This is a genomic window from Frigoribacterium sp. Leaf172, assembly GCF_001424285.1.
In the GTDB taxonomy this organism is placed as follows: Bacteria; Actinomycetota; Actinomycetes; order Actinomycetales; family Microbacteriaceae; genus Frigoribacterium.
Genome location: NZ_LMPB01000002.1, coordinates 19,757 through 44,386, shown reverse-complemented (window position 1 = coordinate 44,386; position 24,630 = coordinate 19,757). Strand labels below are relative to the sequence as shown.

The following is a 24,630-nucleotide window of genomic DNA, read 5'->3' as shown; positions in this document are numbered from 1 at the left end:
GAGCCGTCAAGCCTCGCGAAACTGGCGAGCCTATTTCCCTCTGGGGGCCCGGCCGCCCAGGCTTCATCCCCCACGGCCCCTAAGTTTCAGGCACCCGCTATTTGAAGCGGCTCCGGCCGCCCGCGGCCCTCAGCCCCTGAAAGACCTTGCCTCTTTTGCCAGAGCTGCGCGAGCAGCCCTGAGACGAGGCCGTGGCGAAGGCGCCTTGTTGATGTTTAGCGGAGGATCAAACGAGGTGATGACGACTGATTCGATGTTGTCCAGGGACGCGGTCGATGAGGCTTCGTGCGACCACGTTGAGAGCTGCAAGCGAGCGTGCATCCACTGGGTAAGGCGCAGATCATCTTCCGCCCGCAGCGAGTACTGAGAGAAGTAACCAGGTTTGTCGATGTTCCGAGGAATTGCGTGGAGACCCAGACTGGGTGCGAGAAGGGCTGCGAAGGAGCGGCGGACCGTGGATGAACCTGTCTTGGACGCGGCGCCTTGGCCTGCGTCGAAGTGAGTGTTGACTTCCCGCCCCCGAAGACTGCTCTCGGACTTGCCGACGTACAGGGGCTGGTGATCAACGCCGGGGCGGAGGCCGAGCGCGTCCCACGCGGCTTCGTCCGCCCAGACTGCATAGAGCCCTGCGTTGGGCGGAACGAGCACCGCGGCTTGCACGATGTCATGCCGCGCCCCAAGGAGCTCCCGCTGAGCATGCTGCGCCGTGGCAGCGACGGCTTCTGACGCGACGGTCATCGCTGCACGTCGCCTTCGGTTGGGTCGAGCAATCATCAGCGCGGAAAGAGGACCGGAGCGCGTACCGAGAGCAGGTACTTGTCCATATCCGACTGGATCAGTGGCACCCCGTCGCGTTGTCTCATGGTGAGGTCTGTGTACCAGTAGAGACGCCGAATGTCTTTCGGCGACCTCTGCTGAGCGATCCGTCTGGCCTCCGCAGCAGTGAAGAACCACACGAGGTCTTCCTGCAGATAGGTGAAGGCGAGTAGCTGCGCAGGGGTGTCATGCGGAAAGTTCCAGCCAATGGCGTGCCGTCCCGTGCCGCCCGCCGGCGTCGCACGCTCGACCGTCTTGACCTGCACCGTCGTTGCCGAACCCGTGGCGGGTGAGTAGACGACGAGATCGATGCCCGAATCAGTCGTCAGACGCGCACTGTCGATTCCGAGCTTGAGCAACCGGTACTGGACGAGCAACTCTCCTGCAGCACCGATGTGCTGCGTCGTGCGCCTGGTCAACAGGCCGTCGACATGCTGATTCGTCAAGTATTCCTGCTTCCCATTTTGTGGCCGGAGCCTCAGCCTATGAGCCTCGGGCGTGGGCCTTGATCACGTCGGGCGATAAGCGGCCGCGAACACCCACGCATGCACACCCGCGAGCGCCAATGAGCGCCGTGCCCTTCGAGTTGCCCGGCGGGTTAATGAAGCGGCCGGCGGGGGAGCCTGTCTGACTAACCGAGTGGCTCACTAATTGTGAGAGTGTGCTCAACGGGCTGGTCGTGGCGGTCCCGTACCCTTACCCGGCAGGCGTCAGGGGGCTCGTTACGAGAAGACGACGACCCCCAGAACGGGGTCTCCGTCAAGTCTATTCCTGGGACGCCTCTATGTGAGCATGGATCAAGAAATGCGCCCTTTCGGTGCGCAGTCGGATCGGGAGAACGAACTTGGCGCACAACGGCTATGCGGTCATCGATTTCGAGACGACCGGGCTCTCACCTCAGCACCACCATCGGATCATCGAGGTCGGCATCGTTCATGTCGCTCCCGACGGCACGATCGAGGACTCGTATGAGACCGTCATCAACCCGTCACGCGACCTCGGTCCGACGCACATCCATCAGCTGCGTGGTGCGGATGTCAAAGACGCCCCGCCCTTCGCCGACATCGCGCCGCAGCTCGTCGAGCACCTCCGCGGCCGGGTGCTCGTCGCGCACAACGCCCGGTTCGAGACGACCTTCCTGCGTCACGAGCTCGGCAGGCTCGGTGTGACGTCTCCCATCACGGACGACAGCGCGCTCTGCACGATGAAGCTCGCGAACACATATCTGCCGGGCTCGGGGCGGAAGCTGGCGGACTGCTGCGCCGCGTTCGACATCCCGTTGGTCGACGCCCACGAGGCTCTGGCCGATGCGCGGGCGACGGCGCACCTCCTCAGCGCGTACCTCGAGGCGGGCCGCGATCAGAGCGCTTGGTGGGCGCAGTGGGGCGACTTCGCCGCGCAGGCTCCCTGGCCGGTGCTCACGACGGGGTCGTCCACTCCCTGGATGTCCCGGCGTCGCGGAGTCGGTGTCGACGCTCCGACTCTCGTACGCGCAGGTCGGCCCGGCACATCGCTGGTCGGCGACGCGAAGTCGTTCCTCGATCGGACGACCGATCGTCTGCGACCGATCGAAGGAACAGGTCGAGAGCTCGACTACGTCGCCGTGCTCGACCGGGCGTTGTCCGACGGCTTCCTGTCGGTGTCCGAGAGCGAAGAACTGCGCAGCGTCGCCGAGGCCATCGGCGTCACCCCGACCCGTCGTGTCGAACTCCACCACGAGTACTTCGACGGGATCGTCGATGCGGCGTGGGCGGACGGCGTGCTCACCCCGGCCGAGAAGGCCGACATCGAGGCCGTGGCCATCATGCTCGACATCGCCGCCGGGCCGCGGCGCGCAGCACTCGAGGCGCGGGCGGCCACAGCGATCGTCGCGGAGACGGCACCCATGACGCGTCTGGCACCCGGCGATCTGGTCGTGCTCACCGGCGAGATGTCCGAACCCCGCGATCGCATCGAGGCGCTCCTGGTCGCGCTGGGAGTGGTCGTGAAGGCCGGCATCACGAAGAAGACGTCCCTCCTCGTGGCCGCCGACCCCGACAGCCTCTCCGGCAAATCCCAGAAAGCCCGCCAGTACGGCATCCCGATCGTCGGCGAGGCCGAGCTGCGCGCCTTGCTGCGCTCCGCGTAGTCGGTCTGAAACCAGAGATAGTGCCCCGACTGCGACTCGTACCGTCGGTCCCGCCCACCACACACACCCCAGGAGTCACCGATGGATGAAGCGTTCGACGATGAGATCGAGCTCATTCGAGACGACGACGGGATGGCCGTCATCGGCAGTGACGCCGCCGTGCAGAGTTTCCTCGAGTCAGAAGGGCTGGTGTCCAAGGACCTCGGGCTCGATCGACTGAAGCCTGTCCTGAGGGGTGCTGCGGCAGCTGCGCAGACCGGGTCGCAGATCGCGGGGTCCTCTGGGCGATGGGTGAAGCTGACCAAGGAGTCGGCACAGGCGATGAATCGCTTCCCTCTCATGAAGGGGTCGCAGGCGGGCTTGAGTCGCGGGGTCCTGACCGACAACGGCAAGATCACCGGATTAGTCCAATTTGCGGCTGGGAAGGGCACGCTCGTGGCCAACCCGGCGATCCTGGCGGGCGTGGGCGGCATCATGGCGCAGGCCGCTATGCAACAGGCGATGGACGAGATCACCAACTACCTCGCCGTCATCGACGCGAAAGTCGACGACATCCTTCGCGCCCAGAAGGACGCCGTCCTCGCGGACATGATCGGAGTGGATCTCGTCATCGCGGAGGCGATGACCGTGCGCGGCAGCGTCGGGCGGGTCTCCGAGATCACCTGGTCGAAGGTCCAGGCGACGTCGATCACCGTCGCTCGGACTCAGGCCTACGCCTTGCGCCAGCTCGACGCCATCGCGGAGAAGCTCGAAGGCACCACGAAGATCGGGGACCTCGCCGACCTTTCGAAGAAGGCCGAGACGCAGGTTCAGGACTGGCTGGCAGTCCTGGCCCGGTGCGTCCAGCTCCAGGACGCCCCCTGCGTACTTGAGCTCGACCGTGTCCTCGACGCATCGCCAGATGAGCTCGATCAGCACCGCCTTGGTCTGAAGAACGCGAGACAGAATCGCCTCGCTGTCATCTCCAAGAGCACGGAGCGCCTGATCAGTCGGATGGACGCTGCGGCGGGAATTGCAGGGGCGAAGGTCCTGCTCCACCCCATGGCGGCCGGCGCCGTCGTCCTCTCCAGCAATCAGGTCGCTGCTGGAGTGGGTCAATTCCACCAAGGACTTGGCATCGAGGGCAGTCGCGAGTCGCTCGAGGCCAAGCGGTGGCTGTCTGCCGTCGCGGAGGTTCGGGACAAGGCCGTCGAGACCGGGACGACAGGCGTGGACGCCACCAAGCGCCTGGGCTCCGAGGGCCGAGACCGAGCACGTTCGATGACCGGGAAGCTAGCCGGTGGCATCGCCGATCGCGCTCGACGACGGCAATCAATCCAAATGGACACGGACCACGGTGAGGCCGAATAAAGCTCCAATTCGATGGGCCGTGCGCCACGTCGCTTGACTCGTCTCTCGCGACGTCTGCCAGGCCTGCGCAGCTACCTACGCTCAGCGCGTCCGAAGTGCCTGCGAGAAGTCAGAAGCTTGCTTACCTATTCGTCGTCAATTTCGTCCGTGCTCTCCGCGGCGACCAGTTCGGCCTCGATCTGCTCAGAGTTTTGGGCTTCCTCGCCGAGCTCATCTCCTCCGACATCTTCGCCAAGACTCGCGCGGTATTCGTTGCGAACGTCCCAGAGCGACTTCACAGACCCTTGGATCTTCCAGAATCGCCAACCATTGATACCGCCCCGATACAAGCCGGCCGAGTTGGCAGCCACTCCGGCAGCAGATGGCGTGTCGTAAGCGACGTCGCTGACAAACACGCGCCCGTCGATCCCCACCGCGGCGGTTGCACCGTGCAGGACAGCGGGACGCGCGACAAGCACGGTTCCCGGCTGAATGAGCCCCTCCGAGACCAGTAGAGCAAGGTCGACCACTCCCGAGCCCTCATGCGACCCCGGCTGCATCGCAAGTCCAAGATGTCCGGCTGGGGCTGGCCAGACGTTGAGGATCGATGCCGCAAGCCTCGCCGTGCGCGCCTTGATCGCTGTCTCATCCCAATAGGTCGGGGCGGATTGAATGACGTCGTTCGTGAGGATAACGTCGTTGACGTGCTGAAAGTGTTCTACTTTCGTCGCCCAGGAGCCGTTCGACACCTTCGAATTCAATTTCTGGGTAACCAAGGTGAGGTTGCCGAGTTCGTGCAGGGTGCGGTCACGTGATGCCGCCCTTGTTTCGGCTTCATCGGGCGCCCACGAAGACGGCCAGTGTGCACGCCATTTCTGAGGGAGGAAGTGCTCGACCGTACCGACGCCGCGCGCGATGGGCCCCATACCGAGCGCATTCCAATCAGGGTAACCACGGCGGTGGTCTTCGAGCGCTTCAAGGATCATTCGAAGTCGAGCCCTGAGATATTTGTTGTACGCGGACGAGTCCTCCAGAGCCGACGTGACTTCCGCATCGTCCGGCCAATATCCGACGGGCGTCTTGTTCGAAGTGAGGTAGGACTCGACTTCATCGGGTAGACGATCATGCGACTGCTTGCTGAGGTGGACGATGAGGTCGAGCATGAATCGGTTAGTACCCTGAGAGGGCGCTTTCACAATCGCGCGGCGGACGAACCAACTCTCGAGGTACTTGAGAATTTGGTTCTTGTCTTTCTCCGGAACATCGGACTGCGGCTCTTCATCGAGCCAGATCAGCAGCGGTCGCACGACCTCGGAATCGAGAGTGCCCACGCGGTAAGTGAACCATTGCGCCCGGGTCAACGGACCGTTCACCGCCTGCGCCCCCTCGATGACAAACCGATAACGGTCCGCGGCAGACTTGATCTCGGGTAGCAAACCGGACAGGTCGGGCCGCTTGTCGGTTATGTAGCCCTTGAATTGCGTGAATAGTTCTCGGATGGGGAAGTCTTCGAGCAAACGGGCGCGCAGCCAGTGCCAGAGGAACCAGGAGGCCCGCGGGTGTGAGATGCGTCCGGCAGTGACCGGTGCTACCCACCACGGGGTCTCGAGTTCAGCCCAGTTGCCAAGGTACGCGACTTCGACTTCCGCTTCGGTGCCGGCGTGATTTTGGAATATGAAGTTCTTAATGAGGTCCGCGGCGCTCAGCGGCTCCCCCCGTGCATTCAGCGTCTCAAAGATGGCCTGCGCGTCCTCTGTCGCGTCGAGGCGAATGCTCACGATCTCAAGTTGACCGGACACGGCATCAACGAGCAGCTTCGCGCTGATTTCGAGTTCGTCGGCGTTGTCGAGCCATGCGCCGATGACATCGCTGAAGTACTGATGCGCCTCAGCGAGCCGCGATGGCACGACGCTTGAGTAGTCAACCGGAGCAGGGGCAGTCATGACCGATTGGAACCCCGCGCGGTCGAGATTCGTCGGCCAGACTTTGTAGCGGTCCTCAGGCTTCTTGAGGAAGGCGGCCGGATTGACGATGAGTGGCTCGACCTGTGCCGCGAGCATCGTCAAACCGCGCGAGTGAAGCTGCGAATGAAGCGAGTCGAGGAGGATCTGCAGCGTCGTGAGTCGCTGCTGCCCGTCGATAACACTCCACTCCTGCATGGTGCCGAGCGTGGAAGGGAGCTGCTGGACCACGAAAGCGCCGAGGAAGTGCGTTGCGGCCGGATTCTTCGTGGCCAGGACATCGGCGAGCCGTGCAATGTCCTCCCACAGGGGCTGCCATTGCCGCTCCCTGGACCAGACGTATGGGCGCTGGAAAAGAGGCACCACCATTCGCGATGGCTGATAGAAGACCTCTCGCGGGCTGACCTTCTCGGGCTTCATGCGCTGTTCTCGTTCATAGCCATGAGTGCATATTCCTTGGTGAGTGGATCGAGCGTCATCGGCTCTCCGGACGGCATGGCCCGAGAAAGCCTTTAGCTGAACCTACACAGGGCGGCTGATGTTCAGGATCACCAACGGTATCTTCGCAGCGCGCCGCGACCGTTCCGACCCTCGGCGGGCGCCATCGTTCGTAGTCCGAGTGACCCTCAGGGTGCTGAGCGCGAAGATAGCGACGGATCGCCTTGCCAGGTACTCGCAACTCACGTGACAACTCCTGTGGCAAGCGGAATTACGACCCCAGGACGATCACCATTACCGCGGCCAGGATCTTCAGCACCGTAGTCCAGATGACGATCGCGACGGCCTGCCAAAGCATCATTCGATTCTTGAGGGCTCAATGACCGACGAGAGTGGCGGCGATGAACATGGTGGAGAGGGCGTGCGACTCGAGGAAGCTCGCTCCTGGGACTCCGAAACTCACTAGCCGGCACCGCAAATGTCTTAGGCGCCACGACCGTCGCCGTATCCGACGCACCGGCCGAGTGAGGCGTACCAGCCGAGCCCGACCAACAGCCCGAACCTGACGCCCAACCTAACCGGACGTTCCCATCCCAGACGCCCCCTTCTCCTGCGACTCCCGACGCCCCCACCCGCGATCCGACGCATATCACAACCGTTACACACAGCAGGTTCCCGACGATGCCTGCGAGCCCCCGCCACCGCCTGCTTCATCCTGTCGGCCACACCCAGCACGGCCGACCTCTCCCCCTCGATGAACGGCACCGCCCTGGCCATCATGATCACGAGCGGCTGCACGATCTCGGACACCTGACCTACCAGCTCCTGGAACCAGCCGAACGGCCTCCAGGCGAGGCACCCGAGCCGCCGGACCCAACAGGCGAAGCGCTAGACGTGATGGATGAAGCAGTAAGTGTGATGGACCTGGTGATCTCCGTTGATTGGTGTCGCTAAAGGAGACGAGCGCCCCTAACGGTCTGTCCATGGGCCAAGCCTGCGGGTGCGGCGTAAGTCTTATTCGCGGCGGGTCTACGCTGACCCGCCGCCGATGACAAGAACCCGCCCCACCTGCGAACACGCACCCCACTCCCCCTCCGGAGGCAACGCTGCCTCGAGGGCGGCCAGGGCGTCGGTCGCACCTGTGGCTCACCAGGCCGGCGCGGTGTCGTGACTAGCGTGGGTCACCGCTGTAGAGCTCGCTGATTGAGTCGGTGACGGTCGTCTGGGTCGAGCAGGCACTCCCAACGAGCGAGACCCAGGGTCGTGCAACTAAAGGTACTTCGCAATCAAGGCCGAGAGGACGGGTTTGTACTGTTCGCCGAGGCGGCGGCCGTGGCGGTGGCGAGGTCACTGTCGTTGTCGTCGGAGAGTTGGTCGAGGGCGATGTCGGCGGCGGTGCGGGGGCTGTCGACGAACATCTGACGGAGGTCGCTCATCGCCTCGGTGTCGAAAACGTGCGACATGAGCAGCAACGACTGATACGCAGAGCTCAGGTCGCGCCACGTATCGGAGAATCCTGCGGGTAAGAGAGTCCTGGCGCCTGCCGCGTGATGACCGCAATTTCGCGCTGGATCCGCTACAGGCGCCCGCTCCTGGCGGCAACTTTGGCGTCGAAGGTTCGCAGGGCGACCAGAGGGTCGTCGTGGGTTGAATCGATCGACTCGTCTTGGGAGCTTAGCTTGTGACCCGAGACTCGAAAAGTTGACCCACTTTAATATCACCGCAGGAACCGCGCCATCTGGTGCCGATCGCATCGACGCATCTGCAATCTTCGGACCTGGCGGCCACTCAGGACGAGACCGGTGGTTCACGTTGGCCACCCTGCTCAGCTTGCAGACGAGCTGCTTCGAAACGCAGGGGTGCCGGAAGAGCTTCCGACGGCCTGCCAACGAAGAGCACTGGCTTGCTCCGGGTGGCGCGAAGACGACCGGATCGATTAAGCAAGCGGTCACTCGATCAACGAGGATTTGCGAGATACTCCGCAACAATAGCCTCTGCCCGGTCGGTAGCCATGGATTCCAGTTCATCAGCTTCCATATTCAGAGTTACGGATCGCTCAGTCAGAGAAGCAATTTCATTCTCAACATCAGGTGCAAAACGCGGTATGGGTAATGTTCGAATATCGACTGGGTCAAGGTGGGGAATCGATGTCCCGTAAGCATGACTCACAGCTAGAGGTCGCCCTAAACGCTCATGATTCAGCACAGTTTGAAGATAGCCGGGACGAATAAGATCCTCATCAGCGATAATCCGAATAAGGTCATGACTTCCAAAAATGCCTCGATGGGCACTTGACAACAATTTAGTTCGCCCAAGTAGACCATATGTTTGACCTGAACAAGCCATCACTATCCAACCCTCGTCGAGCATATAACTGTCAGGTTTTTCAAGCAATGCTGAAAATATACGTTTTGTCACAGGAGGGTTCACATCAAAGAGCTCGCCGGCGCTTCGGTAAGGTGTACCAGCCTCTCCCTCACTAAAGAACCGCTTGAAGCGATTCCCGAGCGATACGTCTGCAATATCTTTAAGCGCGACTACACCCCGCGTAGCCGACGAGGATATGAGGGTTCGCAAGCCTTCGACATCGCCACGATGATGCTGAGCGTCAAGCCGCCTGCGTCCAACTGCAAGAACGCTTGCACGAACTGTGCTAACGACAGGATCATCGAGCGACTCTAGAGAGCCGATGGCACTCTCGTACAAATCATCCGCCCGCTGTTGCACCTTTCGGGCAGATCTGCGCAGAGCAATCGCACGGGTAGCATCCAGCCCGATGCTGTCCCGAACGTCCCTATTCGGCCATGGAACAGGCATGTTCTCAACGTGCGCGGACTCGAGATGCTTGATCATGTGGCCATACTGGGCTGTTCGGGCCATTGCCTTGAATGTCAGCGTTCGCATATATGCATATAGCCATCCGTAATTTTCGGCTTGGCGGGCACGGATGCGCAACATATCATCCGTAAGGATTCGACCCAAATGTTCGTCATAAACAGCAGTTAGGCGACCGACCTCACCGGAGCGCGTGAGTAGCAAATAATCAGACTGAACACGTAGTGCTTCAGGATTTCTTATCATTGAGCGAGCAATATACTTTCGGACGCGGGGCTTTTCTTCAAGTACTTGCCCGGCAGATAAGTATGGCAGCCCCATCATAGGCGGGACAACGTAAGACTTAAGTCGCCCAGGCAGCCATACTTCAGCGATGTCGCGAACAGCTCTAGTCTCGTGCGATGAGCCAGCAATCCTATTACGCAGGCCGAAACCGTCCGTCAAATAGGATCGTGCCTCAAGTCGCCTGTCACCGCCCACAGCGAGTTGCGCCCTGACTGGCCCCCAAGGAAAACCTTGCGTCTCGGATTCATTTACATGCTTCACTATTCCTCCTTCAGGCTCATCCATTCCCTAAACGCTTTAGCAATCATCAACGTATTATCGTCAGGGACACGTTCTTGTGCACGGTGCATTTCGGGAATGTCAGGGCCCATGACATTCGCGGTTACGGCTTCCTCCACCTCGGCCACCACTTCATAACCATCTTCATCACGGACATAAACGGTATTTCCTCTTTTATCATGTCCTATGTGATCGCAGATAGCCATAAAAATGTCATAGTCGGATTGCAGTCCAGCCGCCGCTTCGATGCTCAACTGTTCAGGAGATTTCCGTCGAACAATAAGAACAGACGTTTGAACGCTAGTACCAGGCTGGAAAGTATCCGGGTGAAGATCAATCGAAGCCAAGATGATCGTGTTTTCCAGCAACCACTGTCGAACAAAACCGAGGCCAGGGCTACCAAGAATGCCATCGGGTAGAACCATGGCTGCGACACCAGAACCCGGCTTAAGGAATTTCACGCATCGTTCAATAAAAAGAATCTCGGGCGGGCGGGTCGTAGTTTCATCCTTGCGTACCCACAGGTCGTCGCGGTCGACATAAGTCCACGCATGACCTAGCTCATACTGAGATAAGATAGTGGGATCGTCTATTGGTATTTTTGATCCGAAAGGTGGATTAGTAATAATAACATCGACATTACCTATGAGCTCTCGGTCTCGCAGTCCTTCGGTCCATGTAGCCGCCGGCGCCAGCGAGTTTGCCTGAAATAGACCACCTGAACCATCATTATTCATGACCATGTTCATTTTGGTCGCCCGAACGAGGTTGGGATTGAAGTCAAGACCAATAAGATTAGTACGCAAAAACCGCTGCACTCGGCTCTGAATGGCGTCGTCCCTTGACGTGTCCGACCGGCCCGAGTGCCTGACTTCGCTTTTGACGCCTTCAACAACGTAGTTCATCGCAGATATTAGAAATCCGCCTGTACCGCAAGCGGGATCCAGGATAAGATCCCTCTCGTCGGGATCAATCATCTCAACCATCATCCTGCACACGTTTCTGGGCGTGAAGAATTCTCCCCGGTCGCCTCGAAGGTTAGAGCCTACGACTTCTTCATAAGCTTTTCCCTTCACGTCTACGTCGGACGACAAGAGCGAGAACATTTGCAACTGAGTTACGATGTAGGCGAGAATGTTGGGCTGTAGTTCAATTTCCTCTGCGGCCTTAAATATCTGTGGATAAGTGGCTTTGACAGCTGAAAATAGTGTTCCAATCCGCTTGTTGATACGAATCAAACCAGCGGCTGTTGTCCTCTCCAGAGGTGAAGCGTAAAACTCAGGACGTGCGGATTCGCGTTCATCATGTATCTTGCAGAAAATTAGCTTGAGCAGCTCCCAGAAGGCCTCTGGCTTTTGCATACCTTGATTACCCGAGATGTAATCATGGGCTCGCCGAAACGCAAATAAGAGAGAATCCGAGGCAGCTGGTCGCAGCTGATTGAACTCTGGACGATCCGATTCAGACACGTCCCCAAAATGAGGTATGTCTGGAATTTCGTCGGGGATCCGAAGTCCGTCCTTTGTCACCATTCTGTACGCGGCCAGGTCAGTCCCGTTAGTCCACATACCAATATGAGCATTGGAACAGGCGGACATATAGCTTACAAGCTGCTCTATTCCGTCGGTTTTTGAGTTTGGACTCGTTCCCGATTTTTTACACTCAATAATAAGCGATACATTGGATTGAGATCTGTGATCAAAGTCGATTCCGTCTGGGAATATAGCAATATCAGCACGGACCCGCTTGCTGCCGATTTTCAGTGGCCACTCGACGGCGATGTTTTGTTTTCGATACTTATACTCTCGGACAAGAGACTTCAAAATTTCCTGCCGAACATATTCTTCAGGCGTGTCGCTGCGAATCGATCCATCGATAAAATCAAGAATTTTACCTGGTGGGACAATAAATGACTTGCTAACATTGTCGTCTTGGATCAAAGCCATCGTCTATCTCCTTGAATACCTAGTGACCAACGCGCCCGGCTTGCAGCAGAGAACTTGCGTGAGAGACCAGGCGCGTCTTGATGCGGATAAATGCTACTGGAAGACGCGAGAACTAACCTTACGAGCTCAGCAGCTACCCGCATTTGTGAAATTTGTGCGTTTTGCGAGAACCAGAGTAAGGCTAGCTCTGATCCTTGGATTTAGCATTGAGCTAATCGTGTCTCATCGTTATCAATGCTGTGGTGCACCAATTCGTGCCTTTGAGTATCACTCAACGCAGCCATGCAGCAATTTTAGCGAAGGCGCTCGTAGGGATGTGTCGAGAATGTCCATAAGAGGAATCAAGCCCGGATTCCCCGGCAGAACGTATTTCAATTGGTCGGGCTGACAGGATTTGAACCTGCGACCCCTTGACCCCCAGTCAAGTGCGCTACCAAGCTGCGCCACAGCCCGAGAAAACCGTTGCACTGCAACCGAATCCTTGGTGTTGCCCCGACCGAGGCAACTCAACGAGCATAGCGGATCTCACGGCGTCCTGCGTCCACCTTGGGCCGCGCCAGCCCTCCCCGAGACCGGCCGGGTGTGGCAAGTACTCAGATCTGGCATACATGAGACATGATCTTCTTCGTGGGGATCACGGCGTGGACGCAGGGCGAGCACCGGCGACGCCTCGAGCTGTGGAGCACCCTCACCGAGACAGGCACCGCCGAAGGCCTCGCCCCCTCGACCATCCGCGACATGCGCCTCTACGCCGGGCAGGCCGGCATCTTCTTCGACGGGGAGGGCAGCTGGAACACCGGCGGCCCGGGCCGCGTCGCACTCACCCTGAAGCTGACCGACAAGACCTACGCCGACAACGCGACCGACGACCAGCTGGACTACCACTACCCCAGCACTGAACGGCACCCCAGCTTCGACCGCAACGAGATCGCCTCCGTCAAACGCGCCCAGGGCCTGGGCCTCCCCCTGTTCATCACCAGCCCCAACCGCCTCCAGAAGTCCCGCACCGACGTCCGTCTCGGCTACGTCGACGCCTACAGAGACGACGAGGCCATGTTCTTCGTCACCTTCGTCGAGTCGATCCTCCCTCTCGCGACCCCCGACGAGCTCCCCGCCACCGACGACGACGCAGCCCTCTTCGGCGGCCTCCCCGAGCAGACCCTCCGCCTCGTCCAGCAGCGCACCCAGCAGCGCCGCTTCAAGACCGATGTCCTGAGGCGGTACGGCGAGAAGTGCGCGCTGTGCGACATCACCACCCCTCGCCTCATCCAGGGCGCCCACCTCATCCCGAAGAGCATCGGCGGCGCGGACGACGCCCTGAACGGCCTCCCCCTCTGCCTCAACCACCACACCGCCTTCGACGCCTTCCTCCTCCGCATCGCCCCCGACGGCAGCAGCATCACCTACGCACCGGGCGTCTCGAAGTCCCTCCTGCAGGTCACCCACGACGACCTGACCCACCTGCCGGCGAAGCCGTCCTCCAAGGCACTGAGCCGCTTCTACCGCACCGACGCCGCCAAGGCCGCCTTCGCCACCTGGGCCTGACCAGCCCCGAGTGTTGCGCCGGGTTACAGCCCCCGCGCGCGGAACACCGCCCCGCACCTACCGTCAGGTCATGCCCACCACCGCGACCATCGCCTCCCGCGCCCTGCCGATCTCGGTCCGCGGTGTCGGCCGACGGTTCGCGCGCGACGTGTTGCGCGGGGTCGACCTCGAGGTCGCGGCCGGCGAGATCGTCGCGGTGCTCGGGCCGAGCGGCTGCGGCAAGTCGACGCTGCTGCGCCAGATCGGCGGCCTCGACGAGCCCGACAGCGGCACCGTCGTCATCGACGACTCCCCCAGCCGACCCGCCGACCAGCGCTGCGCCATCGCCTTCCAGGAGCCGCGCCTCCTCCCCTGGCGCACCCTCCGCGACAACGTCGCCCTCGGCCTCCCGAAGCGCACCGCCGACGGCAGCAAGCCCACGAAGGAGCAGAACCGCGCCCGCGTCACCGAACTGCTCGACCTCGTCCAGCTCGGCGGAGTCGCCGGCCACCGCCCCCGCCAGGTCTCCGGAGGCATGGCCCAGCGCACCTCTCTCGCCCGCGCCCTCGCCCGCGAGCCGACCATCCTGCTGCTCGACGAGCCGTTCGGCGCCCTCGACGCCCTCACCCGCCTCCGCATGCAGGACCTGCTGCTCGACGTGCACGATGCCCTGCCCACCACCGTCGTCCTCGTCACGCACGACGTCGACGAGGCCCTCTACCTCGCCGACCGCATCGTCCTCCTCGACGACCTCGCCGCGACCGACGCCCACGCAGACCCGAGCCGAGGAGGCGCGGTGCCGGCCCCCGACACCGCCCCCCGCAGCAGCATCCGCCGCATCGTCGACGTCCCCGGCGCCGGCCTCGGCCGCCGCGACCGCGACGACCCCGCCCTCGCCGACCTGCGCCACGAGCTGCTCGCCGAGCTCGGCGTCTTCCGCTCCAGCGCGGCCACCACCGTCACCACCACCCTGACCGCCACCAGCACCCCCCACCGCACCGCCCCCGACAGCACGGAGACGACCCGATGACGAACCGCACCTCCCCCACCCGCCGCACCCGCACCTCCTGGGCCGGCGCCCTCGCCCTGACCGCCGCGACCGCGCTCACCCTCACCGGCTGCGTCGCCGGCGAGGACGCCCAGGGCAACGCGGCCGGCGCGGGAACGGGCTCCGACGACGCAGCCGCCGGCAGCAGCAGCACCAGCGACTGGTCCACCGACACCCTGAACATCGACTTCGCGACCTACAACCCCCTCAGCCTGATCGTCAGAGACCAGGGCTTCATCGAGGAGGCGCTGGGTGACGACGTCGAGGTCACCTGGACCCAGTCGGCGGGCAGCAACAAGGCCAACGAGCTGCTGCGCGCCGGGGCCGTCGACGTCGGCTCCACCGCCGGGTCGGCCGCTCTGCTCGCCCGCTCGAACGGCTCGCCGATCCAGACCATCGACATCTACTCGCAGCCCGAGTGGTCGGCGCTCGTCGTGCCCGAGGGCAGCGACATCACCGACGTGGCCGACCTCGAGGGCAAGACCATCGCCGCGACCACGGGCACCGACCCCTACTTCTTCCTGCTGCAGGCGCTCGACGAGGCCGGGCTCAGCCAGTCCGACGTCACCATCGAGAACCTCCAGCACGCCGACGGACGCGCCGCCCTCGAGAACGGCAGCGTCGACGCCTGGTCCGGGCTCGACCCGATCATGGCCGCCAGCGAGGCCGAGTCCGGCACGAAGCTGATCTACCGCAACGTCGACTTCAACTCGTACGGGTTCCTCAACGCGACCGAGTCGTTCATCGACGAGTCGCCCGACGTCGCCCAGGTCGTCGTGAACGCCTACGAGAAGGCCCGCGCCTGGGCGGAGGACAACCCCGACGAGACCGCGAGCATCCTCGCCGAGGTCGCCGCCATCGACCCCTCCGTCGCCACCACCGTGCTCGACCGCACCCACTTCGACGTCGACCCCGTGCCCGGAGCCGACCAGCAGGCCGTGCTCGAGATCGTCGCCCCCGTGCTCGTCGAGACCGGAGCCGTCCCCTCGCAGGATGACGTCGACACCGCCCTCGACTCGCTCTTCGAGCCCACCTTCGCCGAGGAGGCCGACCCGTCGTGACCGACCTCGTCACCGGCAGCACCCGCGAAGCCGACGCCCGTCAGGCCGTCCGCGACGCGTCCGTCCTTCCGACCGCAGCGGGAGCCGAGGAGGCGCGGCGCACCTCCCCGGGCACCCCGCGTCGCCGACGCCTCCCCCTGGCACTGCTCGGGGCGCTGGTCCCGGCGGCCGTGCTCGCCGCCTGGCTCCTCGCCACCGGCGTCGGAGGCGTGCCCAGCTACCGCGTGCCCTCGCCCCTCGACGTCTGGACGGCCGGCGTGCAGCTCGCCGAGACCGGCCAGCTCGGGCAGTACGTCGCGATCTCGGTGCAGCGGGTGCTCATCGGCTTCGCCGTCGGCTCGCTGATCGGGCTGGTGCTCGGCGCCGTCGTCGGGCTGTCGCGGGTGGGCGAGGCCGTGCTGGCGCCGTCGATCGCCGCGGTACGCGCCGTGCCGTCGCTCGCCTGGGTGCCGCTGCTGATCCTGTACCTCGGGATCGGCGAGGACTCCAAGGTGACCCTGATCGCGATCGGGGCGGCGTTCCCCGTCTTCACGACCGTCGCCGGGTCGCTGCGGCACGTCGACCCGCACCTCGTCGAGGCCGGGCGGGCCTACGGGCTGCGGCGCGTGTCGTTGTTCACGCGGGTGCAGCTGCCGGCCGTGATCCCGTCGCTCGTGTCGGGGCTGCGGTTGGCGCTGGCGCAGGCCTGGTTGTTCCTGGTCGCGGCCGAGCTGATCGCGTCGTCGATGGGGCTCGGGTTCCTGCTGACCGAGTCGCAGTCGAACGGACGCGTCGACCGCATCTACCTGGCGATCCTGCTGCTGGCGCTGCTCGGGACGCTGAGCGACACCGTGCTCAACGTCGTGCAGCGCGTCGCCCTCCGCCGCTGGCGCTGACCGCGCCGCCCGACCCCGTTCAGCGCGTCGGGTCGGCCTCCGCCGCGCGCACGGGCTTCGGGAACGCGGCCCGCATGTGGTCGCTGGTCAGCAGGTCGCCGATGCCGATCATGAGTAGCGAGAAGACGATCTGCTCGACGACCATCCAGCCGGGGTAGAGCCCGGGGATGGTGGCGACGATGAGGGTGACGATCGGGAAGATGCGGCTGAAGAGCCGCAGCCGCGCGTAGGCCCAGTAGTAGCCGAGCTGCGCGCGCCAGGCGAAGACGTAGAGCGACGCGGTGATGAACAGCACGACCGTCGAACGGAACCACACGGCCCACGGCACGTGCTCGCCGCGGCTGGCGAGCACCGCGGCGATGAAGATGGCGGTGAGTCCGACGACGGTCTCGCCGAACAGCAGCCAGCGGATGCCCCCGAAGCTGCGGACCGTCCGCGGGTGCTCGCGCATGTCCTCGTGGATGACGTATCCGGCGTGCCGCCCGCCGGCGAAGCGGTCGAGCTGCAGCCGCTGCCACACCCGGTCGGCCGCAGCCGAGACCCCGGTCACCGAGGAGGCGCGGTGCCACAGCCCCGTGCCCGTCACGGTCGCACCTCGTCCACGCGTCTCACGAGAGACCATGCTGCCCTACCCGAGCCCGCCCCGCGGCCGACGACTCGGATTCGGGGTCGGGTGGGGCTCAGTAGTTCGGCCCTCGGACCTCCCCCGGCTGGATGTCCGCGCTGGCCGACAGGGTGGCGATGTGCGCCGACCGACGGTCCAGGGCCATCGACAGGAGATAGACGGAGCCGCCCGGGCCGGTGATGACCAGCTGCGGAGACCCGTCGGACATCTCGTCGCGTTCGGCGCCCCATCCCGCCCGGCCTCCCCAGTCGTCGACGGCCGTCTCGAAGTACGGCACGGCGTCGATCGGCCCGACGAAGGCGATGTCCAGATGCCCGGCCCAATGATGCGTGCCGTCCCTCGAGGTGAGGATGCTGCCCTTCGGGTTCTGGACCACCGACTCGACCAGCGGCTGGGGAATGACCTTGGCCACCTCGAGGGTCGTCTCCTGAGTCTGTTCTTTGGCTTCCGCCAGGGCCATGCCCGAGGCCGGCTCCGACATCTCCATCTCGTTCTCCGTCTCCGTCTTCATTTCCGCTGAGCATCCGCCGACGGTCAGTGCGACGGTGAGAGCAAGCGAAGCCGACAGCAGGGCTCTCCGCCTCATCGCGTCACAACCCGCTCGATGCGTTGGAGTGCCCGCAGATTGTCGACGTTGCTCTGCGCGATGAGCGAGTGATTCTCGGCGAGGATCTCCGCCTTGCGTTCGAGAGAGCTCGTCACGGCCAGTTCTCCGTCATCCGGACCCCGCAGGAGTCCATCGCTCTCGAAGGCCCAGTGGTTGCCGGGGTTCCTGCCGTCCCACACCTTCCCGGACCACTGCGCGACCTGCAGGAGGTCGAGGTACCGGTGGTCCGTGTACGTCGTCCCTTCACGCGGCTGCCAGGCGGGCGGCATGCCCGCCCCGGCGAGGGACACCACATGGTCGTACCGAGCACCCGCCACCTCGGACGACGTGACGTTCGCGAGACCCCAGCTGTGCCCCATCCCGACCTCGGTGACGACGCCGGGGTCGTACGACTGCCGGAGCCCCTCCTGGAAGCCGGCGAGGCGCTCGCCCGTCGGCTCCGCCACGACCGGCAGGTTCGCCTGGAGGAGCGTCTCGGGGAACCGGCCGTCCTTCGCGACGAAGACGATCGTCCGGGTGTCCCGCGTCGCGAACCAGTCGCCCACCTGCTGCACACCGCGGGGGTCCCGGTGGAACGACTCCATCGTCGTGCCCGTCCCCGGCACGTACGTGATGATCATCGACGTCTCCGGGCCGAAGGCGCCGATCATCTCGATGATGCGATCGGCCACGGGGTCGAAGAGGTACAGCTGCACGGCCGGCGGTTCGGCCAGCGCACCCGCGAGGTACGCGTCCTCCCGCTTCAGCGCCGCGATCTCGTCGGAAGTGAACGACACCCCGGCTCGCTCACCCGACGTCAGCAGCCGCACGATCTCCTCCCGCCTGTCCCGTGCGTTCAGCCGGTTGGCCAGCACGCGGGCCGCCGGCGGCAGCCCGTCGAGAGCCCCGATCAGCACCGGAGCTCCCCCGACCAACGCGGCCTGCGCGGCGGTCAGCCCGTCGGCGTCCGGTGACCCGTTCCGACCCAGTTCGTCCCACCACGCCCGCACCCGCTCGGGGTCCGCCCGGAACGCCGTGTCCAGCAGCGCGGGGTGCTCCCGCAGCAGCACCGCCAGGTCCGTCCGCGTCAAGCCGCCGAGCAGCGCCAGCAGCTGCTCGGGCGACCTCGTCGCCACCGCTGACTCGGTGATGGCGGGCAGACGGCCGACGGCGACCGGATCCCCCAGCCCGACGATGCACCGACGATCGGCGTCGGCCCGTTCGATCGCCAGCTCATCATGGGCCAGGTCGACGACCAGCAGCTCGCGCCGGTCGTCGTCGACCCGTCGCTGGCAGCTCGACCTCTCGCCGGCCCGGTGGTCGGCCTCGGTCGCGAGACCGGTCGGATCGGCCGCCGCGACCTCAGCCGCCTCCCGGGCGATCGCCTCGACCCGCGCCTCCCCCAGCAGCAGCGACGTGCGCGCTCGAGTCCGCCGCGCCTCCAGCACCCGCTGTTCGCTCTGGATGCGTTCGACCGCAGCCGCGTAGGTCCGCAGCGTCGCCGCGTGGTGCTCGAGGCCGGCGGCGAGCGCGGTGAACTCCGCGGCGACATCGGCGGCCGACGACGCGAACTCCCGGCCGGACCGCCCCCGCCACGACGACTCCGCCCACCCGGCGACCCGGTGCAGCTCGGAAGCCGCCCGCTCCGCATCGTCCGCGGTCTCCGACCTGACCCGAGCCGCGCGGGAGATCTCGTCAACCGACCCGGCACCCGCATCGCCGCCGATACCAGCCCGGACCATCAGCGACGCCCGGACGATGTCGCGACCCCACCGGCACTCTCCGGGCCGCCCGCCCCGGCGCCGCCGTCCGCCGCCAGGCTGCTCACGAGCCCCGCCTCGGTACGCGACACCTCGTGCACGAACGCGTCAGGGAACCGGCCGAGTCGCTCGAGGACATCCCGCAGCAGCTCCACCCGCCGCGCGAACCGCTCGGTGACGCTGTCGAGCACCTCGGCCACCCGCACCGCGCCGACCGCGTCGAGCGAGCCCCGGGTGAGCGCCCGGTCCAGCCCCACCCGGGCATGCACCGCCGACACGGCCGACGCCACCGCCGCGATCTCCGACTCGTCGACCTCGAGATCCGCCACTCGCACCCTCGCCCTCGCTCCGCGACATAGCCATATCGCATGTGATTCGCATCACACTAGCAAGGGGAAAGCTCGGCGGGGAAGCACCGGTCAGAGCGTCGCCGCCCCGTCGCCCCTGGGGAGGGAGCGAGACCGACACCGCCCCCAGGAGGCGCGAGAGAGTCCCTCCACCCCCCGAGCAGCCGCCGCTCGCCCCCATTCCGCCACCGAATCGACACGCCGCCACACGAGAAGGCGGCGGTATGTCGACGACGTGGCGCCGAAGCGAGCAGCCGGCCGCCCGCACACCCCGCACCACCCCATGACGCCAGAAGGTGGACACGACGCCGGGTTCACACCTGGCGTCGTGTCTACCTCCTGGTGCACTGCGACCGAGCGACGACTACGCGCGCTTGCGCTTCTCGCGCACACGCATGTTCACGGTGATCGGCGTGCCCTCGAAGCCGAAGATCTCGCGCAGGCGGCGCGTGATGAAGCGGCGGTACTGCGGGTCGAGGAACCCGGTCGTGAAGAGCACGAAGGTCGGCGGGCGGTTGGCCGCCTGGGTGCCGAACAGGATGCGGGGCTGCTTGCCCGAGCGCAGCGGGTGCGGGTGCTCGGCGACGAGTTCGGCGAGCAGGGCGTTGAACTTGCCGGTCGGGATGCGGGTGTCCCACGACTCGAGGGCGAGCTCGAGCGCGGGCACGAGCTTCTCGAGGTGACGACCGGTGCGTGCCGAGATGTTGACGCGCGGCGCCCACGACACGTGATCGAGGTCCTGCTCGATCTCGCGCTCGAGGTAGCGGCGACGGTCATCGTCGAGGAGGTCCCACTTGTTGAAGGCGAGCACGAGCGCGCGGCCCGACTCGAGCACGAGGTCGATGATCCGCAGGTCCTGCGTCGAGATCGACTCGGTCACGTCGATGACGACGACGGCGACCTCGGCCTTCTCGAGCGCCGCCGAGGTGCGGAGCGAGGCGTAGAAGTCGGCGCCCTGCTGCAGGTGCACGCGCTTGCGGATTCCGGCGGTGTCGACGAAGGTCCACACGCGCCCGGCGATCTCGACCTGCTCGTCGACCGGGTCGCGGGTCGTGCCGGCCAGCTCGTTGACGACGACGCGCTCTTCACCCGCGGCCTTGTTCAGCAGCGAGCTCTTGCCGACGTTCGGGCGACCGAGGATCGCGACGCGGCGGGGTCCGCCGATCTCCTCCTTCGCGACCGTCGACACGGCGGGCAGCTTGGTCATGCAGAGGTCGAGCAGGTCGGCCACGTTGCGGCCGTGCAGCGCCGACGCGGGGAACGGCTCGCCGAGACCCAGCGACCACAGCGAGGCGGCCTCGAGGTCCTTGCGGGCGTCGTCGCTCTTGTTGGCGACGAGGATGACGGGCTTGTGCGAGGCGCGCAGCATGCGCACCACGGCCTCGTCGGTGGCGGTGGCCCCGACGTTGACGTCCACGACGAACAGCACGGCGTCGGCGAGGTCGACGGCGATCTCGGCCTGCATGGCGACGGACTTGTCGATGCCGATCGCGTCGGGCTCCCACCCGCCGGTGTCGACGAGGGTGAATCGGCGTCCGCCCCATTCGGCCTTGTACGAGACCCGGTCACGGGTTACGCCGGGCTTGTCTTCGACGACGGCCTCGCGCCTCCCGAGGATCCGGTTCACCATGGCGCTCTTGCCGACGTTCGGGCGGCCGACGATGGCGAGGACCGGCAGGGCCGGAGCGTAGGTGAGGGCGTCAGGGTCCCACTCGCCGCCCTCGAGGACGTCGACGTCCTCATCGTCGAGGTCGTAGTCGGCGAGACCCGCGCGCAGGGCACGAGCGCGCTGGTCGGCGTCTTCGTCGGGCATCGCCTGGATGCGGCCGACCATCTGCTCGTCGAGCTCGGGGTACTTGTCGTCGTCTGCCATGGTGATTCCTTATTAAGAGGGGGTGCTCGCTCGCACGAGCCCGACCACGGCGTTCACCGTCTGGTCGAAGTCGAGATGGGTGGAGTCGACGGTCGACACGCCGGGGGCGGCGGTCATGAAGTCGACGACCTTGCTGTCAAGCCGGTCACGGTTCGACAGCTGCCGAGCTGTCTCATCGGCACTCTGCCCGGTGACCTCGGCGGAACGCCTGGCCATTCTAGCCTCTTCGCTCGCCGTCAGCAGGATCCGCACCTGGGCGTCCGGTGCGACGACGGTCGTGATGTCGCGCCCCTCGGTCACGATGCCGGGCCGGTCGGTCGACGCGATGATGCGGCGGAACAGGTCGACCATGTACCGGCGGACCTCGGGGAGCTTGGCCACGTGGCTGACCGCGGTGGTGACGCGCGGGGTGCGGATCTCGTCGGTGACGTCGCGACCGTCGACCGTGACCGAGGAGGCGCGGGCCGGGTCGATCGTGATGTCGTACCGGAACGAGGGCAGCACCCCGACGATCGCGTCGGCGTCGTCGAGGTCGACGCCGGTGTCGAGCGCGTGGAGCGCGAACGCCCGGTAGGCGGCGCCCGTGTCCTGATACGCGAAGCCGAGGGCGGAGGCGGAGGCACGGCTCACGCTCGACTTGCCGCTGCCGGCCGGTCCGTCGACGGCCACCACGATGCGGCGGTGGACGGCTTCGGCGGTCTCGTCGCGCAGCTCGGCCGTGTGCGCCTCGCCGGCCGGTCCCCCCACGCCGTGCTCGCCGGGCGCGCGCTCGACGTCGACGGCGGGGTCGATGCCCTGGTCACCCGCGGCGCTCATGCGAACGCTCCCGCGACGGTCCAGCCGCGCCGTTCGAGTTCGGCGACGAGTCGTTGTTCTTGGTCGGGCACGATGGCCACCTCCGCGAGTCCTACCGGGGCGCCGGGCGAGTGCTCCAGGCGCAGGTCTTCCAGGTTGACGCCGATCTCACCGATCTCGGTGAGCAGCCGGGCGAGCTGCCCGGGGGTGTCGTCGACGAGCACGATCACCGAGCTGAACTGGGCCGTCGATCCGTGCTTGCCGGGCAGGCGCGAGACTCCCCCGTTGCCGGAGCCGATGGCCTCGGCCACGGCACGCCGCGCTCCCGGGGCCTCGGGCTCGGCGAGCGCGTCGATGACCCCGTCGAGGTCGACCCGCAGGGCCCGCAGCACGTCGACGACGCGCGAGGCGTTCGCCCCGAGGATCTGCACCCACAGCGCGGGGTCGCTCGCGGCGATGCGCGTGACGTCGCGCACGCCCTGACCGGCGAGGTCGAGCGACGAGTCGGGTGCCTCCGCGAGTCGGCTGGCCATGAGGCTGGCGACGACCTGCGGCACGTGGCTGACGAGCGCGACGCCGGCGTCGTGCTCCTCCGGTGTCATCTCGATCGGGGTCGCGCCGAGGTCGAGCGCGAGATCCTCGACGGCCGCGGCGCGTCGGTAGGTGATGTCGTCGTGCCCGGCGATCACCCAGGGGCGGCCGATGAAGAGGTCGGCGCGGGCCGAGACGGCCCCGCCCCGTTCGCGACCGGCCATGGGGTGCGACCCGATGTAGCGCGAGACGTCGGCGCCGAGCGCCCGCAGCTCGACCAGCGGCGCGACCTTGACCGATGCGACGTCGGTGACGAGCGCCTCCGGGAACCTCTGCAGCTCGCTCGCGACGATGGTGGCGGTGACGTCGGGCGGCACCGCGACGACGACCAGCGTGGGCCGGTCGTCGTCGGAGGGGGCGCGCCCGGCGCCGTAGTCGATGGCCAGGCTGCGGGCGGCGGGCGAGACGTCGTCGAGGATGACGTCGACGCCGTGCTGCCGGAGGCGCAGCCCGATGCTCGTGCCGAGGAGGCCCGAGCCCACGATCCTCACCTGACCGACCAGCCGACGGCTGCCCTCGTCGAGGTCGTGGGCGACGAGACCGCCGGTGCGTCCGTCGGAGCCGACCGCGTCAGCCGAGGAGGCGCGGGTCGGCTCGGTCACGACCGGCCACCCCCGCGAGGACCACGCCCTCCGTCGTCGCCACGGGGCTTGTACGGACGGTCGCCGCCGCGTGAGCCGCCACGGCGGTCGTCGCCGCCGCGGTCGTCACGAGCCGGTCCGCCGCGCGAGCCGCCCCGGTCGTCGCGCCCGGGGTAGCCGCCGCGGTCGCTCGACCGGTCGGGGCGACCCTGGTATCCGCCACGATCGGAACCGCGGTCGTCGCGACCCTGGTACCCGCCACGCTGACCACCGCGGTCGTCGCGACCCTGGTACCCGCCACGCTCGCCGCCACGGTCATCGCGACCCTGGTACCCGCCACGCTGACCGCCACGGTCATCGCGGCCCTGGTAGCCGCCACCACGCTCGCCGCGGTCGGCACCGCGGTCGCCGCTGCGGTCTTCGCGACCGCCGCGACCGGGACCACCGGCGCGGACGCCGGAGGGGCGCCCGGTGCGCGGGTCGCGGTTCTGGTCGCGGTTCGGGTAGCCCGCGGCGCGCTCCTCGCCGGGGGTCAACGGTCGGTCGCCGCCGCGAGGGGCCGCGCCACGGTCGTCGCGCGACACGAAGCCTCCGCGGTCGGGGCGGCCACCGCGATCGTCGCGCGAGACGTATCCGCCGCGATCGGGTCGACCGGAACGGTCGTCACGGGCCGGACGAGCCCCACGGTCATCGCGACCCTGATAGCCGCCACGGTCGTCACGCCCCTGGTATCCCCCGCGGTCGTCGCGCGCGGGACGAGCCCCGCGGTCGTCGCGCCCCTGGTAGCCGCCCCGCGCGTCGCGGTCAGGGCGAGCCCCACGGTCGTCGCGACCCTGGTACCCACCACGGTCGTCACGGCCCTGATACCCACCCCGGGAATCGCGGTCGGGACGAGCCCCACGGTCATCGCGCCCCTGGTAACCACCACGCGAGTCACGGTCAGGACG

Annotated in this window: 19 protein-coding genes and 1 tRNA gene; 6 read left to right on the top strand and 14 right to left on the bottom strand. The window is 65.7% G+C overall.

Going from position 1 to position 24,630, the window contains the following annotated elements; genetic code table 11:
• Positions 1-129: 129 nt before the first annotated feature.
• Both ASF89_RS16290 and ASF89_RS06550 read right to left on the bottom strand, forming a co-directional pair.
• Positions 130-738, bottom strand: a complete 609-nt coding sequence (locus tag ASF89_RS16290; RefSeq protein WP_369814539.1) for a GIY-YIG nuclease family protein — start codon at positions 736-738, stop codon at positions 130-132.
• Between the two features lie 35 nt (positions 739-773).
• A complete protein-coding gene (locus tag ASF89_RS06550) occupies positions 774-1,262 on the bottom strand; it encodes a hypothetical protein (RefSeq protein WP_156463340.1) in 489 nt (162 codons plus the stop codon).
• Positions 1,263-1,660: 398 nt separating this feature from the next.
• Between ASF89_RS06550 and ASF89_RS06545 the strand changes: the two genes are divergently transcribed.
• Together ASF89_RS06545 and ASF89_RS06540 are read left to right on the top strand one after the other, a co-directional pair.
• Positions 1,661-2,944, top strand: a complete 1,284-nt coding sequence (locus ASF89_RS06545; protein WP_055813245.1) for an exonuclease domain-containing protein — start codon at positions 1,661-1,663, stop codon at positions 2,942-2,944.
• A gap of 81 nt (positions 2,945-3,025) precedes the next feature.
• Positions 3,026-4,294, top strand: coding sequence for a hypothetical protein (locus ASF89_RS06540; RefSeq protein ID WP_055813243.1), 1,269 nt, complete (start codon positions 3,026-3,028; stop codon positions 4,292-4,294).
• A gap of 125 nt (positions 4,295-4,419) precedes the next feature.
• On the opposite strand, the gene ASF89_RS06535 is transcribed toward ASF89_RS06540, so the two are convergent.
• The 5 genes from ASF89_RS06535 to ASF89_RS06520 form a co-directional block, all read right to left on the bottom strand.
• On the bottom strand, positions 4,420-6,654 hold the full coding sequence (locus tag ASF89_RS06535; protein WP_055813240.1) for a DUF262 domain-containing protein: 2,235 nt from the start codon (positions 6,652-6,654) through the stop codon (positions 4,420-4,422).
• Between the two features lie 1,304 nt (positions 6,655-7,958).
• Positions 7,959-8,108 carry a hypothetical protein gene (locus ASF89_RS15670; RefSeq protein WP_156463339.1) on the bottom strand — a complete coding sequence of 50 codons (150 nt, stop codon included), beginning with the start codon at positions 8,106-8,108 and terminating at the stop codon, positions 7,959-7,961.
• A gap of 520 nt (positions 8,109-8,628) precedes the next feature.
• Positions 8,629-9,525, bottom strand: coding sequence for a hypothetical protein (locus ASF89_RS15665; RefSeq protein ID WP_156463338.1), 897 nt, complete (start codon positions 9,523-9,525; stop codon positions 8,629-8,631).
• A 527-nt stretch (positions 9,526-10,052) separates the two neighbouring features.
• Entirely contained in the window at positions 10,053-12,017 is a 1,965-nt protein-coding gene (locus tag ASF89_RS06525) for an N-6 DNA methylase (protein WP_055814702.1), read from the bottom strand.
• Positions 12,018-12,393: 376 nt separating this feature from the next.
• A tRNA-Pro gene (locus ASF89_RS06520) sits at positions 12,394-12,470 on the bottom strand.
• A 162-nt stretch (positions 12,471-12,632) separates the two neighbouring features.
• Between ASF89_RS06520 and ASF89_RS06515 the strand changes: the two genes are divergently transcribed.
• From ASF89_RS06515 to ASF89_RS06500, 4 genes are all read left to right on the top strand, one after another.
• Positions 12,633-13,562 (top strand): HNH endonuclease, encoded by a 930-nt coding sequence (locus ASF89_RS06515; RefSeq protein ID WP_055813236.1) that lies wholly within the window; start codon positions 12,633-12,635, stop codon positions 13,560-13,562.
• Positions 13,563-13,632: 70 nt separating this feature from the next.
• Positions 13,633-14,571, top strand: a complete 939-nt coding sequence (locus ASF89_RS06510; RefSeq protein ID WP_082489847.1) for an ABC transporter ATP-binding protein — start codon at positions 13,633-13,635, stop codon at positions 14,569-14,571.
• Positions 14,568-15,650: an aliphatic sulfonate ABC transporter substrate-binding protein gene (locus tag ASF89_RS06505; protein WP_055813232.1), complete on the top strand. Its 1,083-nt coding sequence runs from the start codon at positions 14,568-14,570 to the stop codon at positions 15,648-15,650. The genes ASF89_RS06510 and ASF89_RS06505 overlap by 4 nt, the downstream gene beginning before the upstream one ends.
• Positions 15,647-16,525 carry an ABC transporter permease gene (locus tag ASF89_RS06500; protein ID WP_055813231.1) on the top strand — a complete coding sequence of 293 codons (879 nt, stop codon included), beginning with the start codon at positions 15,647-15,649 and terminating at the stop codon, positions 16,523-16,525. The genes ASF89_RS06505 and ASF89_RS06500 overlap by 4 nt, the downstream gene beginning before the upstream one ends.
• Positions 16,526-16,544: 19 nt before the next feature.
• Here the strand turns inward: ASF89_RS06500 and ASF89_RS06495 are convergent, their stop codons facing one another.
• The 7 genes from ASF89_RS06495 to ASF89_RS06465 form a co-directional block, all read right to left on the bottom strand.
• A complete protein-coding gene (locus ASF89_RS06495) occupies positions 16,545-17,045 on the bottom strand; it encodes a hypothetical protein (protein ID WP_369814554.1) in 501 nt (166 codons plus the stop codon).
• 160 nt (positions 17,046-17,205) lie between these two features.
• A complete protein-coding gene (locus ASF89_RS06490; RefSeq protein WP_055813227.1) occupies positions 17,206-17,661 on the bottom strand; it encodes a hypothetical protein in 456 nt (151 codons plus the stop codon).
• Positions 17,662-17,732: 71 nt separating this feature from the next.
• Positions 17,733-19,478, bottom strand: coding sequence for a hypothetical protein (locus ASF89_RS06485; protein WP_055813224.1), 1,746 nt, complete (start codon positions 19,476-19,478; stop codon positions 17,733-17,735).
• Entirely contained in the window at positions 19,478-19,825 is a 348-nt protein-coding gene (locus ASF89_RS06480; protein ID WP_055798077.1) for a hypothetical protein, read from the bottom strand. The genes ASF89_RS06485 and ASF89_RS06480 overlap by 1 nt, the downstream gene beginning before the upstream one ends.
• Positions 19,826-20,207: 382 nt before the next feature.
• Positions 20,208-21,677, bottom strand: coding sequence for a ribosome biogenesis GTPase Der (der, locus tag ASF89_RS06475; protein WP_369814553.1), 1,470 nt, complete (start codon positions 21,675-21,677; stop codon positions 20,208-20,210).
• Positions 21,678-21,728: 51 nt separating this feature from the next.
• Positions 21,729-22,532 carry a (d)CMP kinase gene (gene cmk / locus ASF89_RS06470; RefSeq protein WP_082489846.1) on the bottom strand — a complete coding sequence of 268 codons (804 nt, stop codon included), beginning with the start codon at positions 22,530-22,532 and terminating at the stop codon, positions 21,729-21,731.
• Positions 22,529-23,605 (bottom strand): prephenate dehydrogenase, encoded by a 1,077-nt coding sequence (locus ASF89_RS06465; protein WP_055814696.1) that lies wholly within the window; start codon positions 23,603-23,605, stop codon positions 22,529-22,531. The genes cmk and ASF89_RS06465 overlap by 4 nt, the downstream gene beginning before the upstream one ends.
• Positions 23,606-24,630 lie beyond the last annotated feature (1,025 nt).

Coding starts and splice junctions, on each gene's coding strand:
- ASF89_RS16290 (WP_369814539.1), bottom strand. CDS start 738: ATGACCGTCGCGTCAGAAGCCGTCGCTGCCACGGCGCAGCATGCTCAG.
- ASF89_RS06540 (WP_055813243.1), top strand. CDS start 3,026: ATGGATGAAGCGTTCGACGATGAGATCGAGCTCATTCGAGACGACGAC.
- ASF89_RS06535 (WP_055813240.1), bottom strand. CDS start 6,654: ATGAAGCCCGAGAAGGTCAGCCCGCGAGAGGTCTTCTATCAGCCATCG.
- ASF89_RS15670 (WP_156463339.1), bottom strand. CDS start 8,108: ATGAGCGACCTCCGTCAGATGTTCGTCGACAGCCCCCGCACCGCCGCC.
- ASF89_RS15665 (WP_156463338.1), bottom strand. CDS start 9,525: ATGATCAAGCATCTCGAGTCCGCGCACGTTGAGAACATGCCTGTTCCA.
- ASF89_RS06525 (WP_055814702.1), bottom strand. CDS start 12,017: ATGGCTTTGATCCAAGACGACAATGTTAGCAAGTCATTTATTGTCCCA.
- ASF89_RS06515 (WP_055813236.1), top strand. CDS start 12,633: ATGATCTTCTTCGTGGGGATCACGGCGTGGACGCAGGGCGAGCACCGG.
- ASF89_RS06510 (WP_082489847.1), top strand. CDS start 13,633: ATGCCCACCACCGCGACCATCGCCTCCCGCGCCCTGCCGATCTCGGTC.
- ASF89_RS06505 (WP_055813232.1), top strand. CDS start 14,568: ATGACGAACCGCACCTCCCCCACCCGCCGCACCCGCACCTCCTGGGCC.
- ASF89_RS06490 (WP_055813227.1), bottom strand. CDS start 17,661: ATGAAGACGGAGACGGAGAACGAGATGGAGATGTCGGAGCCGGCCTCG.
- ASF89_RS06485 (WP_055813224.1), bottom strand. CDS start 19,478: ATGGTCCGGGCTGGTATCGGCGGCGATGCGGGTGCCGGGTCGGTTGAC.
- der (WP_369814553.1), bottom strand. CDS start 21,677: ATGGTCGGCCGCATCCAGGCGATGCCCGACGAAGACGCCGACCAGCGC.
- cmk (WP_082489846.1), bottom strand. CDS start 22,532: ATGAGCGCCGCGGGTGACCAGGGCATCGACCCCGCCGTCGACGTCGAG.